Raw genomic sequence first — 14,320 nt, 5'->3', positions numbered from 1 at the left:
CCCCCGCGGCAACCGCGCCCCCGCGGCAACCCCCCAGACGCAGCACAGCAGTCAGAGAGGCACCCTCATGAGCAGCACCCTTCCCAAGATCGCCTGGATCGGCCTCGGCATCATGGGCTCCCCGATGTCGGAGAACCTGATCAAGGCCGGATACGACGTCACCGGCTTCACCCTGGAGCAGGACAAGCTGGACCGGCTGTCCGCGGCCGGCGGCAGGGCGGCGGGCTCGATCGCCGAGGCCGTGCGCGAGGCCGACGTGGTGATCACCATGGTCCCGGCCTCCCCGCAGGTCGAGGCCATCGCTTACGGCCCCGAAGGCATCCTGGAGAACGCGCGGTCCGGCGCCCTCCTGGTCGACATGTCCTCGATCACCCCGCAGACCTCGGTGGACCTGGCCGCGGCCGCGAAGGACAAGGGCATCCGCGTCCTGGACGCCCCGGTGTCCGGCGGCGAGGCAGGGGCGATCGAGGCCGTGCTCTCGATCATGGTCGGCGGTGAGCAGGCCGACTTCGACGAGGCGAAGCCGGTCCTCGACGCACTCGGCAAGACCATCGTGCTGTGCGGTCCGCACGGCTCCGGCCAGACCGTGAAGGCCGCCAACCAGCTGATCGTCGCCGTGAACATCCAGGCGTGCGCCGAGGCCGTGGTCTTCCTGGAGAAGTCGGGCGTGGACCTGAAGGCCGCCCTCGACGTCCTGGGCGGCGGGCTCGCCGGCTCCACCGTGCTGACGCGCAAGAAGGACAACTTCCTCGACCGCGACTTCAAGCCGGGCTTCCGCATCGACCTGCACCACAAGGACATGGGCATCGTCACGGACGCCGCCCGCAACGTCGGTGCCGCGCTGCCGGTCGGCGCCGTGGTCGCCCAGCTCGTCGCCTCCCTGCGCGCGCAGGGCGACGGCGGCCTTGACCACTCCGCGCTGCTGCGCGCGGTGGAGCGCCTCTCCGGCGCCCGGCTCTGATCCGGCGCCCCCACAGTCTCCGGGCGGCGCCGCCGCTGACACCTGTCCTGTCGCGCCCAGGCGTCGGCGCCGCCCGGTACCAGCTCCGACCACCGGACTTCAACAAACTGTTGACGTCCAGATCGCCCCGAACCTAGGCTCCACGAAGCGGAAGCAGCTTTCCGCTGCCCCTCGTACGGAAGGTCCACGATGTCGAAGCGCGTGCTTACGACCGAGTCCGGCGCTCCGGTCGCCGACAACCAGAACTCCGCCACCGCCGGCGTCGGCGGCCCGCTCCTCCTCCAGGACCAGCACCTCCTGGAGAAGCTCGCCCGGTTCAACCGCGAGCGCATCCCGGAGCGCGTGGTGCACGCCCGCGGTTCCGGCGCGTACGGCTACTTCGAAGTGACCGACGACGTCACGGACTTCACGTACGCCGACTTCCTGAACACCGTCGGCAAGCGCACCGAGCTCTTCCTGCGCTTCTCGACGGTGGCCGACAACCTCGGCGGCGCGGACGCGGTGCGCGACCCGCGCGGTTTCGCGGTGAAGTTCTACACCGAGGAGGGCAACTACGACCTCGTCGGCAACAACACGCCGGTCTTCTTCATCAAGGACCCCGTCAAGTTCCCCGACTTCATCCACTCCCAGAAGCGCGACCCGTTCACGGGCAGGCAGGAGCCGGACAACGTCTGGGACTTCTGGAGCCACTCCCCCGAGGCGACGCACCAGATCACCTGGCTGATGGGTGACCGCGGCATCCCGGCCTCGTACCGCCACATGGACGGCTTCGGCTCGCACACCTACCAGTGGACGAACGCCGACGGCGAGGCCTTCTTCGTCAAGTACCACTTCAAGACGAACCAGGGCATCCGCTGCCTGTCCACCGAGCAGGCCCAGGACATCGCGGGCAAGGACCCCAACTCCCACCAGACGGACCTGCTCCAGGCCATCGAGCGGGGCGTCAACCCGTCCTGGACCCTGCACGTCCAGATCATGCCGGCGGCGGACGCGGCCGAGTACCGCTTCAACCCCTTCGACCTCACCAAGGTGTGGCCGCACGCGGACTACCCGCTGCGGCGCGTGGGCCGGCTCGTGCTGGACCGCAACCCCGACAACGTCTTCGCCGAGGTCGAGCAGGCCGCCTTCTCCCCGAACAACTTCGTCCCGGGCATCGGCCCCTCCCCCGACAAGATGCTCCAGGGCCGGCTGTTCGCCTACGCGGACGCGCACCGCTACCGCCTGGGCGTCAACCACACCCAGCTCGCGGTCAACGCCCCGCGGGCGACGGTCGCGGAGAACTACGGCCGCGACGGCCTGATGGCCGCCAACCCGCAGGGGCGCGCGGCGAAGAACTACGAGCCGAACTCGTACGAGGGCCCGGTCGAGACCGGTCGCCCGCTCTCGGCGCCGCTCGCGGTCCACGGTCACACGGGCACGCACGAGGCCCCGTCGCACACCAAGGACGACCATTTCTTCCAGGCGGGCGAGCTGTACCGGCTGATGTCCGCGGACGAGAAGGACCGGCTCGTCGCGAACATCGCGGGCGGCCTCTCGCAGGTCTCCCGCGACGACGTCGTCGAGAGGAACCTCACCCACTTCCACGCCGCCGACCCGGACTACGGCAAGCGCGTGGAGGAGGCGGTCCGCGCCCTGCGCGAGGACTGACCCCAAGGACGCCCGCGACGGCCCAGGACCCGGATGAGGGGTGGTCCACGGCTGCTCCGGGCAGGACGGGGGCCGCGGCGGCGTGCGAGCCAGTGCGGTGGTGCAGGCCCGCGGACTCCCTTCTCGACCTGAGAGAAGGAAGTCCCGGTCCCGTCGCATCCGCCGCGGTCCCCCAGCCACCCCCTTTCCGGGGGTGCCGCAGACTCCGTCCGGCGGCGCGAACGTCCTGTCGCGCCCAGCCTCGCGCCGTCGGACGGCAACAACCACACAGCCCACCGGCCCAGAGCGCCGGGTACGGACGGTCCCGTACCCGGCGCTCCGCTGCGTCCGGGACCGGACCGGGGGATGCGTCCGGGCCCGGCTAGACCATTGCGTCCGGTACGTACGCAAGCGGGCGTACCTCACCTACGGAACCCTCAAATCAACCTCTGAACAACGGCGCAGGGGCTTCAACTCGCCCCGCCGAAGGCACATCCTCGGCACATGAGGCCCGCCGTCACGGGGGCGGCAGGCCTCATACGGGGGAAGCACCACAGCACGGGGGAAGCACGACGGCGCGGGGGAAGCACCACAGCACCGCCGCACGGGGGGTGCAGCACGGAGACGGGAGCCGCGCGGGACGCGGGTCCCGGGCAGGCGGAAGGGCGGCTCACCGGTCGGTGAGCCGCCCTTTCGGCCGTCGTGCGGGGAAGAGCCGCCGGCGTCAGACCTTCAGCGTCCTGATCGAGGTGGGCGCGTGGCCCGGCTCGGTCGCGAGCTCCTCGAACTCGACGACTTCACTGATGTCGTTCGTCCTGCTCATCGCGATGTTGGTGACGCGCTCCAGGATGGCCTCGACGACCACCGGCACCCGGTACTCGGCGGCGAGCTTCTTGGCCTGCTCGAAGGCGGCACCCAGCTCGGCGGGGTCGGTGACCCGGATCGCCTTGCAGCCGAGGCCCTCGACGACCTTGACGTGGTCCACGCCGTAGACGCCCAGCTCAGGGGAGTTGATGTTCTCGAACTCCAGGTTGACCTGGAAGTCGATGTCCAGGCCGAGCTGCGCCTGCCGGATCAGGCCCAAGTAGGCGTTGTTCACCAGGACATGGACGTACGGGATCCGGTGCTGGGCGCCGACGGCCAGTTCCTCGATCATGAACTGGAAGTCGTAGTCGCCGGAGAGCGCCACGACCTGGGCCTCAGGATCGGCCTTGGCGACGCCGAGCGCGGCCGGGACGGTCCAGCCGAGCGGGCCCGCCTGGCCGCAGTTGATCCAGTGCCGCGGCCGGTGGACGTGCAGCATCTGGGCGCCGGCGATCTGCGAGAGTCCGATGGTGGTGACGTACCGGGTCTCGGGACCGAAGGCCTTGTTCATCTCCTCGTAGACGCGCTGCGGCTTGATGGGGATGTCGTCGAAGTGCGTACGGCGCTGGAGCGTTGCCTTGCGCTCCTGCGCGGACGCCGCCCAGGCGGAGCGGTCGGGGAGCCCGCCCCGGGCCTTCAGCTCGCGGGCCACCTCGACGAACAGCTCAAGCGCGGCCTTCGCGTCGGAGGCGATGCCGTAGTCCGGTGCGAAGATCCTGCCGATCTGGGTGGGCTCGATGTCGACGTGGACGAACTTCCGGCCGGCCGTGTAGACGTCCAGCCTGCCGGTGTGGCGGTTGGCCCAGCGGTTGCCGACGCCGAGGACGAAGTCGGACTCCAGGAACGTCGCGTTGCCGTAGCGGTGCGAGGTCTGGAGGCCGACCATGCCGGCGTTCAGCTCGTGGTCGTCGGGCAGGATGCCCCAGCCCATGAGGGTCGGGACGACCGGTGTGCCCGTCAGCTCGGCGAATTCGACGAGCAGGTGCGAGGCGTCCGCGTTGATCACGCCGCCGCCGGCGACGATCAGCGGGCGCTCGGACGCGTTGAGCAGCGTGATCGCCTTCTCGACCTGGGCGCGGGTCGCGGCGGGCTTGTAGACCCCGAGCGGCTCGTACGTCTCCGGGTCGAACTCGATCTCGGTGAGCTGGACGTCGATGGGCAGGTCGATGAGGACCGGGCCCGGACGGCCGGAGCGCATCAGGTGGAAGGCCTGCTGGAAGACGCCGGGGACCTGCGCGGCCTCCAGCACCGTGACCGCCATCTTGGTGACCGGCTTGGCGATCGAGGCGATGTCGACGGCCTGGAAGTCCTCTTTGTGGATCACGGCGGTCGGGGCCTGGCCCGTGATGCACAGGATCGGGATGGAGTCGCCGGTCGCGGAGTAGAGACCGGTGATCATGTCCGTGCCGGCCGGTCCCGACGTACCGATGCAGACGCCGATGTTGCCCGGGTGGGTCCGGGTGTAGCCCTCCGCCATGTGCGAGGCGCCCTCGACGTGCCGGGCGAGGGTGTGACTGATCCCGCCGGAGGCCTTGAGCGCCGCGTAGAAGGGGTTGATCGCCGCGCCCGGGACACCGAACGCGTCGCTGACGCCCTCGCGCTTGAGGATCTCGACTGCCGCGCGGGCAGCGGTCATACGAGCCATGGAGTACTCCTGCTTCGCTGGCGGATTCGCGCTCCCGTCGCGCCCCTCGGAGAGCCATGTGATCCGTGTGGACCCCGCACCACGTATTCCGTAATGCGGAAACTAACTTCTACTATCTGGAAGCAATGTAAGTGGCGGGCGGACGAACCGTCAAGAGTGGGCGACGTGCCCGGACGCGGGTGCGACCCGGCCTCGTCCGGCCCCCGGGCGTCGGGCCGTTCCGCTGACCGGAGGGGGACGGCAGGAGGACGATGGGGCGCTGTCCCGATGCCACGTCGTCACTGGAGTGGGTTATGGCCGAGAGCGTGCCGGTGCGGTGCCCGGCCTGTCGCCGGGAGCACCTGTACGCCGCGCCGCCCTACCCGTGCGAGTGCGGTGCGCCGGTCACGCCGCCGCTGGACCTGCGCGCGGCGCCGGTCGTCGTCACCCACCGCGTCTGGGAGGAGGACTGGGTCACCGTCCGCTGCGGCGCCTGCTGCCGCGAGCACGAGTGGCCCCACCCGGAGCTGGACTGCCCGTGCGGCACGGCCCTGCGCATCCCGGTGCCGAGGACGCCTGCCACCCCGCCCGCGGGACCGAACCCGGGCAGCGGCGCTGCCACGGGCGAAGACGCGGGTGCCGACTCCGGACGCGACACCGCGTCCGGCAGCGGCACCGCGTCCGGCAGCGGCACCGGTGCCGGTCCCGACGCCGGTGCCGGTGCCGGTCCCGACGCCGGTGCCGGTGCCGGGACCGACGCCGGTGCCGGTCCCGAGGGCGCCGCGTCCGGGACCGAGGCCGGTGCCCGTCCCGGGGACGCCGCGTCCGGGACCGCGTCCCGCGGTGGTCCCGGGGGCGCCGCGTCCGGGACCGAGGCCGGTGCCCGTCCCGGGGACGCCGTGTCCGGGACCGCGTCCCGCGGTGGTCCGGGGAGCGAGCGCGGTACCGGCGCCGACGGCCTGCCGGGCGGCGGCCGGGATGCCGCTGCGGGTGCGGGGCCGGAGAGCGAGCGTGGCGCCGGCGCTCGGCCGGGCGGCGGCCGGGGTGCCGCTGCGGGTGCGGGGCCGTCCGGCGGGACCCGGACCGGGACGGGTCGGTCCTGGCCGTCGGCCTCCGGCCCCGCCACGCCGGGCCGCGCCCGCCGCGGCCCGCTGCCCCGCGTCGCCGTCCCGGCCCGCCGTGCCGCCTTCCGGCCCGTCGCCATCAGGACGGCTCGGGACGCCGTCACCGCCGCCGCCCTCTATCTGCGGTGGCTCGGGTACCGGGACGTCAGGCGGGCGGACCAGCGGCCGCCGTCGGGGATCGGGCTCGCGGCCCGCGGCGTGGTGGCGCAGGTGGACCCGACCGTGCGCCCGGCCGCGCCGCGGGACGTGGAGTGCCTGTGGCTGACGGCCATGACGGAATCCGCGCAGTGCGTGTACTTCTCACTCGCCGGCTACGAGGACGAGGCCCGCAGCCGCGCCGACGACCTGCGCGTCGCCCTGTTCGTCCTCGACCTCACGGGCACCCCGCAGCCGGTCAACGGCAGCGCCGACGAACTTCTCGCGCCGGGGGCCTGACCGCGACGCCGGCCCCCTTCACAGCAGCGCGAGCGGGACGCCCTACTCCCCGTACCCCTGCCGCAGTTCGATCTTCCGCACCTTGCCCGACACCGTCATCGGGAAGGACTCCAGGATCCGCAGCCGGCTGGGGATCTTGTAGTGCGCGAGCTGCCCCTCGCAGAAGGACCGCAGCTCCTCCAGCGTGAGCGGGTCCCCGGGGTCGCGGGGGATGACGCAGGCGAGCACCTCCTCGCCGTAGCGCTCGTGCGGCACGCCGACCACCTGGACGTCAGCGATCTTCGGGTGCGCGTGGAGGAACTCCTCGATCTCGCGCGGGTAGACGTTCTCGCCACCCCGGATGATCATGTCCTTGATGCGGCCGACGATCTCGACGTAGCCGTCGTCGCGCATCACGGCCAGGTCCCCGGTGTGCATCCAGCGCCCCGGGTCGACGGCCTCCGCGGTCTTCTCGGGCTCCTCCCAGTAACCGAGCATGACGCCGTAGCCACGGGTGCACAGCTCGCCCGCCGAGCCGCGCGGCAGCGTCACTCCGTCCACCGGGTCCACGATCTTCACCTCGATGTGCGGCAGGACCCGGCCGACCGTGCCCGTGCGATGCTCCAGATCGTCGTCGCGGCGGGTCTGGAGCGACACCGGCGAGGTCTCCGTCATGCCGTAGCAGATGGACACCTCCGCCATGTGCATCTCGGCGACCACCCGCTTCATCACCTCGACCGGACAGGGCGAGCCCGCCATGATCCCGGTGCGCAGCGACGACAGGTCGTACGCCGCGAAGTCGGGGAGGTTCAGCTCCGCGATGAACATGGTCGGTACGCCGTACAGCGAGGTGCAGCGCTCCTGCTGCACCGCCCGCAGTGTCGCCGCCGGGTCGAAGGAGGGGGCCGGGATCACGATGCAGGCGCCGTGCGAGGTGGCACCCAGGTTCCCCATGACCATGCCGAAGCAGTGGTAGAAGGGCACCGGCAGGCAGACCCGGTCCTGCTCGGTGTAGCCGACCGTACGGCCCACCCAGTAGCCGTTGTTGAGGATGTTGTGGTGGGACAGCGTGGCCCCCTTGGGGAAGCCCGTGGTGCCCGAGGTGTACTGGATGTTGACCGGGTCGTCGCAGCTCAACGCGGCTGCCTGCGCGATGAGTTGTTCCTCCGTCACCGAGGCCGCCGCCGCCGTCAGCGCGTCCCAGGTGGGGTCGCCGATGTAGACGGTCTCGCGCAGTTCGGGGCACTTCCCGCGGACCTGGTCGACCAGGGCGCGGTAGTCGCTGCCCTTGTGCCGCTGCGAGGCGATCAGGACCGAGATCCCCGCCTGCCTCAGCACGTACTCCACCTCGTGGGCACGGTAGGCCGGGTTGATGTTCACCATGATCGCGCCGATGCGCGCGGTCGCGTACTGGACGAGCACCCACTCGGGGCAGTTCACCGCCCAGATGCCGACCCGGTCGCCCTTGAGCACACCCTTGGCGAGCAGGCCGCGCGCCACCTCGCCGACCGCGGCGCCGAACTCGGCGTACGTCCAGCGCCGCCCCGACTCCACGTCCACCAGGGCGTCGCGTGCGGGGTGCGCGGCGACCGCCCGGTCCAGGTTGGCGCCGATGGTGTCGCCGAGCAGCGGTGTCGTACTGGTGCCGTGGGCGTAACTCGGCTCGCCGATCGCGGAGTTCGTCATCGGAAGTCCTCCTCGCGGTACTCCGCGGCGGAACCCGCGGCGGTGGCCTCGCGCAGCTCGATCCGGCGGATCTTGCCGGAGACGGTCTTGGGCAGCGCGCCGAACTCCAGCCGGCGGATGCGTTTGTACGGGGCGAGGACGCGGCGCGAGTGCTCGAAGAGCACCTTCGCGGTGTCCGGGCCGGGCTCCCAGCCCGCCGCCGGCACCACGTAGGCCTTCGGGACCGCGAGCCTGAGCTCGTCGGGGGCGGGGACGACGGCCGCCTCCGCCACCGCCTCGTGCTCCAGCAGGGCGCTCTCCAGCTCGAACGGAGAGATCTTGTAGTCGCTCGCCTTGAAAACGTCGTCCGCGCGGCCCACGTACGTGATGTAGCCGTCGGCGTCGCGGGAGCCGATGTCACCGGTGCGGTAGTAGCCGCCGGCCATGACCTCGGCGGTGCGGTCGGCGTCGCCGTGGTAGCCGGTCATCAGGCCCACGGGACGCGCCGAGAGGTCCAGCGCGATCTCGCCCTCCGGCGCCCCCGGCGCACCCGACACCGGGTCGAGCAGTTCGACGCGGAAACCCGGGCTCGGCCGGCCCATCGAGCCCGCCTTCAGGGGCTGGCCGGGACTGTTGGAGACCTGGACCGCCGTCTCGGTCTGCCCGAAGCCGTCCCGGACGCTCACGCCCCACGCCCGGCGCACCTGCTCGATGACCTCGGGGTTCAGCGGCTCCCCCGCGGCGAGGGCCTCGCGCGGCGGGGTGCGCAGCGCGGTCAGATCGGCCTGGATGAGCATGCGCCACACGGTGGGCGGAGCGCAGAAGGTGGTGACACCGGCGCGGTCCATCTCCGCCATCAGGCGGGCCGCGTCGAAGCGCGTGTAGTTGTGGATGAAGACGGTCGCCTCCGCGTTCCAGGGCGCGAAGAGGTTCGACCAGGCGTGCTTGGCCCAGCCCGGCGAGGAGATGTTCAGGTGCACGTCGCCGGGCTTGAGCCCGATCCAGTACATGGTCGCGAGGTGGCCGATCGGATACGACGTGTGCGTGTGCTCGACCAGCTTGGGCCGGGCGGTGGTCCCCGAGGTGAAGTACAGCATCAGCGGATCGTCCGACCGGGTCGGCCCGTCGGGCTCGAACGCGGCGGAGGCGTCGTACGCGTCCTCGTACGGGCACCAGCCTCCGCGCTCGTACGACTGCCGCTGCCCGGGCGGGCAGCCGACCGCGATCCTGGTGTAGTCGCCCGGCACCTCGGCGAACTTGCCGGTGTCCTCGGCCCGGACGACGACCTGCCGGACCCGGCCGCGCTCGACGCGGTCCCGCAGGTCCGCGGGGCCGAGCAGCGGGGTCGCCGGGATGACTACGGCGCGCAGCTTCATCGCGGCGAGCGCGGTCTCCCACAGCTCGACCTGGTTGCCGAGCATGACCAGGATGCGGTCCTCGGCACGGACGCCCTGGGCGCGCAGCCAGTTCGCGGCCCGGTCGGAGCGCTCGGCCATCTCGGCGAAGGAGACGAGGGTGCGCCGGCCGTCCTCCTCGACGAGGTGCAGGGCCGTCCGGTCGTTGCCCTCCGCGATGACGTCGAACCAGTCGAGGGCCCAGTTGAAGTACTCCGGGCGGGGCCAGTCGAACCCCTCGTAGGCGCCCGCGTAGTCCTCGCGGTGTGCCAGCAGGAAGTCCCGTGCGCTCCGGAAGTCGTCCGTCGCGCTCGTCTTCGCCGTCATGTGTCCTCCTCGTTGCCGGACAGCCACCTAACATCGTGTAATCCGTGATGCAGGTCTCACCACCCCCGAACGGGGGTGCGCCGCGATGAAGGGGCGAGCACGTGGCAGCTGATCCGGCCGAGGCGGCCGAGATGCGGGGTGCGCTGATCCGGCTGCGGCGGACGACGGGGCTGCCGGTCGCCTTCGGCGGCCTGGTCGAGCCGGGGCGCCGGCAGGTGCGCATCAGCGTCCTCAGCGGCACGGCGACGGCCGCGCTCAGCGCGCTCGCGGTGTCGTCGGGCAACGGCCTGGGCGGCAAGGCGGTCGCCCTCGCCCGGCCGTGCGCGGTGACGGACTACTCGTCGTCGCGGCAGATCAGCCACGAGTACGACGCCGCGGTCGCCACGGAGGGGCTGTGCTCCGTCCTCGCGGTGCCCGTCGTCGTACGGCGCCGGGTGCGCGGTGTCCTGTACGGCGCCCTGCGGACGGCCCGGCCGCTGGGCGACCGGACGCTGGCCGCGGCGGTGGAGGCGGCGCGGGACGTGGAGCAGGCGCTGGTGGTGCGGGAGGAGGCGCAGGGCCTGCTGGCCGCCGCGCGGGCGGCGGGTACGGCCTCCGGGGCGGTGTGGGAGGAGGTGCGGGAGGCGCACGGTGCCCTGCGGGCCCTGGCGCCGCGCGTCGAGGACCCGGCGCTGCGCGCCGAGTTGCTGCGGGCCTGCGGCCGCCTGGCCCACGCGGCCTCACGCGAGTACGCCGGGTCCGGCGACGCCCCGGATCCCGGGCTGGCCCCCCGGGAGGTCGACGTGCTGGCGTGTGTCGCGGCGGGGTCGACCAACGCGGCGGTCGCCGAGCGTCTGGGGCTCCGCCCGGAGACCGTGAAGGCCTATCTCCGCTCGGCGATGCGCAAGCTGGGCGCCCATTCACGCACGGAAGCGGTGGTCGCGGCACGGCGGGCGGGACTGCTGCCGTAGGGGACCGCGGGGGTGCGGGCGGGGGCCGGCGACGGCGGGGCAGCCGACGTAGCGCCGTCGTCATTCGGGACCTGGAGGCTGGCGGAACGCCCGTCCCGCCAGCGGAGCGGGCCCTTCCTGGGGCGGGCCGGGACCGGCAGAGGCTGCGGCTGTCGGCCGGGGACCGGTGTGCGCCCCGGGCCCGGGGTCCGGTCGGGTGCGTGCTGACGGTGCAGGTGCGGCGGTGCGGGACCGGGCTGTTGCTGGGCGTCCGCGTTCGGCGCGGGCCCCTCACCGAGGCGGACGGCAGCGGCTGCTGCGGCCGGGCCCGGAAACGGTGTGCCGCGGGCCCGGGGTCCGGTCGGGTGCGTGCTGATGGTGCGGGTGTCGTGGGGGTCGGCGCGGTTACCGGAATGCCCCTTGTTCATCCGGTCCGGCACCGAAAGGCGTTATGCCGAGCTCTTGTTATTTCCCTCACCTCCGCGACCGTCCGAAATCAAGCGGTCCGTTGCCTAATATTGGCCGGACGCGACGCACGAGGGGAGCGGTGACCGTGACAGGGGACTTCAAGGAGCCTGTGAGACCCCGCCCCGACCTGGTCATCGGCCGCAAGGACCTGTTCGCGGGCGCCCGCGAACAGCTCTCCCGCGGGGGCAGCGTGCTCGTCCACGGACCGGCGGGAATAGGAAAGTCGACCGTGCTGCGGGCCCTGGCGGCGGAATACGCCGACGCGGCCCGGACCGTCCTGCGCTGCTCGGCCACCGAGTCCGAATCCCATCTCCCCTTCCTCGCCCTCGCCGACCTCCTCGGTCTCGTCCTCGACGAGGTGTCGGACACCCTGCCCGCCCCGCAGCGCACCGCCCTGGAGTCCGCGCTCACCGGCCGCGGCGAGTCGACCCTTCAGCGCGACGGGCTCGCCCTGCGCCTCGCGGTGCTGTCCGCGCTCCGGACCCTGGCGGCCCGCGGCCCGCTGCTGATCGTCGCCGACGACCTCCAGTGGCTGGATCCCGCCAGCACCGAACTCCTCGGCTTCGCCGCCCGGCGCCTGGGCGAGATGCCGGTGCGGATGCTGTGCGCGGTCCGCACGGAGGCCGAGCCCGGGACCCACCGGCACGACCCGCATCTGCGCGTGCTGCCGCCGGACACCCTCGCCGTACGCGTCGACGCGCTCTCCCACCCGCAGGTCGCCGAACTGCTCGGTCACCGCGGTTACACCGGCCTGCCCCGGTCGGCCGTGCGGGACGTCCACCGCACCAGCGGGGGCAATCCCCTCTTCGCGCTGGAACTCGGCCGGGCCCTGGCCGAGAATCCGACCGCCCCGCGACCGGGCGAGCCGCTCCCCGTGCCGACCTCGCTGCGCGCACTGGTGCTGCACCGTATCGGGATGCTGTCGGCGGAGGCCCGCCGCACCCTGCTCGTCGCGAGCGCGGGCGCCCGTCCCACCCAGGCCCTGCTCACCGCCGCGGGACGCGAGAACGCCGAGACGGAGACCGCGTCGGCCGCCGCGCTCGGACTGCTGGCTCCGGAGCGGGAGGGTCCGGGGATCCGGTTCGCGCATCCCCTCATCTCGGCCGCCGTCTACGCGGAGGCCACCCCGCAGGAGCGGCGTGCCGCCCACGCCGCGCTGTCCACCGCGGCCTCCGACCCCATCGAGCGGGCCCGCCACCTCGCCCTGGCCACCACCGGCACCGACTCCGAGGTCGCCGCCCGGCTGGGCGAGGCCGCGGCCGCGGCCCGGGACCGCGGCGCGCCGTCGGTCGCCGCGGACCTCGGGCTGCTGGCCGCCCGGCACACCCCGGCCGACACCGTCCCGGGCCCGGACGAACGGCGGCTGCAGGCGGCCGAGGACGCGCTGACCGCCGGCGAGACGGATCTCGCCCGGGACATCGCCCGGGAGGTCCTCGGCCGTGCCACCGGGGCCGCCGATCGCGTACGGGCCTGGATGGTCGTCATCGACGCGGCCGGGCAGGCCATGGCCGAGGTGGACGCGGTCTTCCCGCAGGCCCTCGCCGACGCGGGCGAGGATCCCGGTCTGCTCGCGCTCGTGCGCTACCAACTGGCGTGGCGGGCGCTGCTCCTGGAGGGCGAGACGGCGAAGGGCCGCGAGGAGGCGGCCCGCGCCGCGGAGCTGGCCGAACGGGCCGGCGACCGGCGCACCGAGCTGCTCGCGCTGGCGTTCCAGGCCCAGATGGAGACCATGATGGGCCACCCCGACGCGCCCGCGACCATCAAGCGGGCCATGCGGGAGCCGCAGGACCCGCGGGTGGCCTGCGACCACAACGGCGCCGGCGCGGCCCGCTTCCGCTGGCTGATCATGGGCGACCGGCTCGCCGAGGCGCGGACGACGATCACCGCGCTGCTGCGCGAGGTGCGACGGCGCGGGATGGTCGAGAGCGAGGTGCACTTCCTGCGCGGGCTCGCCGAGACGGAACTGCGGGCCGGGCACTGCGGCCGGGCCCTCGACCTCGCCCGGGAGAGTCTGCGCCTGGCCCGGGACACCGGGATCGGGGAGGCGGCCACCGCCATGTTCACCTCGCTGGCGGAGGCCGCGGGCGGCGACCTGGACCGGGCGCTCGCGCTCGCCCGGGAGGCGGTGGAGCGCGCCGAGGAGGACGGCGACGTGATCTATCTGTCGCGCGCGCTGGGCGCCCTCGGGCACGCCCACCTGGTGGCGGGGGACGCGTCGGCGGCCGTACGGGCACTGCGGCGGGTCAGAGAGCTGGAGGAGAGCCTCGGGGTCACCGATCCGGCGCGCGGCCGCTGGCACGGGGACCTCGCGGAGGCGCTGGTCCTGATCGGCGAGCCGGCGGAGGCGCAGGACGTCATCGACACCACGCGGGTCCGTGCGCTGCGGCTGGGGCGGGCGAGCGTGCTGGCCCTGCTCGACCGGGCCGAGGCCCTGGCGCGCGCGGCCCGCGGTGAACACGGCGCCGCCGTAAGGCAGTTGGCGTCGGCGCAGGACCGGCTCGCCAAGCTGGGCTACGGACTCGAGGAGGCGCGGGCCGCGTACGCACTGGCCGGGCTGCGCCCGCAGCGGCCGGGTCCGGCGTCGTACGACGAGGCGGTGCGGCTGTTCCGGCGCTGCCGGGCCCTGCCGTGGCTGCGCCGGGCCGAGGCGGCCGCCACCGCGCCCGCGGCTCCGGCCGCGCCGGTGACCGCCCCCGTGGCGCTGGACACGCTGGCCGCGACGGAACGCCAGGTCGCCGCCCTCGTCATGGAGGGCGCCACCAACCGTGAGATAGCGGGGCGTCTGTTCATCAGCGTCAAGACGGTCGAGGCCACCCTCACCCGGGTCTACCGGAAGCTTGGGATCCGGTCGCGGGTGGACATCGTCCGGCTGGCGGCCGGCGGCCGCACCGGGTGAGAGGCGGGCGTACGGGACGTGCACCCGC

At 73.2% G+C, this 14,320-nt stretch carries 8 protein-coding genes; 5 read left to right on the top strand and 3 right to left on the bottom strand.

What is annotated here, in order from left to right:
- The first annotated feature begins 67 nt into the window (after positions 1-67).
- Both AC069T_RS14355 and AC069T_RS14350 read left to right on the top strand, forming a co-directional pair.
- Complete coding sequence (locus AC069T_RS14355) at positions 68-961, top strand: 2-hydroxy-3-oxopropionate reductase (protein WP_478783030.1); 894 nt, start codon at positions 68-70, stop codon at positions 959-961.
- Positions 962-1,150: 189 nt separating this feature from the next.
- Entirely contained in the window at positions 1,151-2,608 is a 1,458-nt protein-coding gene (locus AC069T_RS14350; protein ID WP_478783029.1) for a catalase, read from the top strand.
- A gap of 703 nt (positions 2,609-3,311) precedes the next feature.
- Here the strand turns inward: AC069T_RS14350 and gcl are convergent.
- Entirely contained in the window at positions 3,312-5,096 is a 1,785-nt protein-coding gene (gene gcl, locus AC069T_RS14345; protein ID WP_478783028.1) for a glyoxylate carboligase, read from the bottom strand.
- A gap of 293 nt (positions 5,097-5,389) precedes the next feature.
- Here gcl and AC069T_RS14340 point away from each other — a divergent pair, with 293 nt between their 5' ends.
- A complete protein-coding gene (locus AC069T_RS14340; protein ID WP_478783027.1) occupies positions 5,390-6,634 on the top strand; it encodes a hypothetical protein in 1,245 nt (414 codons plus the stop codon).
- Positions 6,635-6,676: 42 nt separating this feature from the next.
- Here AC069T_RS14340 and AC069T_RS14335 read toward each other — a convergent pair whose 3' ends face one another.
- Together AC069T_RS14335 and AC069T_RS14330 are read right to left on the bottom strand one after the other, a co-directional pair.
- A complete protein-coding gene (locus AC069T_RS14335; protein ID WP_478783026.1) occupies positions 6,677-8,299 on the bottom strand; it encodes an AMP-binding protein in 1,623 nt (540 codons plus the stop codon).
- Entirely contained in the window at positions 8,296-9,999 is a 1,704-nt protein-coding gene (locus AC069T_RS14330) for an AMP-binding protein (RefSeq protein ID WP_478783025.1), read from the bottom strand. Before AC069T_RS14330 ends, AC069T_RS14335 begins: the two co-directional genes overlap by 4 nt.
- Positions 10,000-10,130: 131 nt before the next feature.
- Between AC069T_RS14330 and AC069T_RS14325 the strand changes: the two genes are divergently transcribed.
- Both AC069T_RS14325 and AC069T_RS14320 read left to right on the top strand, forming a co-directional pair.
- Positions 10,131-10,949: a helix-turn-helix transcriptional regulator gene (locus AC069T_RS14325; protein WP_478783149.1), complete on the top strand. Its 819-nt coding sequence runs from the start codon at positions 10,131-10,133 to the stop codon at positions 10,947-10,949.
- A 526-nt stretch (positions 10,950-11,475) separates the two neighbouring features.
- A complete protein-coding gene (locus AC069T_RS14320; protein ID WP_478783024.1) occupies positions 11,476-14,292 on the top strand; it encodes a helix-turn-helix transcriptional regulator in 2,817 nt (938 codons plus the stop codon).
- The last annotated feature ends 28 nt before the right edge of the window (positions 14,293-14,320 follow it).

Source organism: Streptomyces sp. NPDC043867 (genome assembly GCF_056435845.1).
Note: the sequence above shows the minus strand (reverse complement) of the source record. Positions and strands in the feature narration are given on the sequence as shown.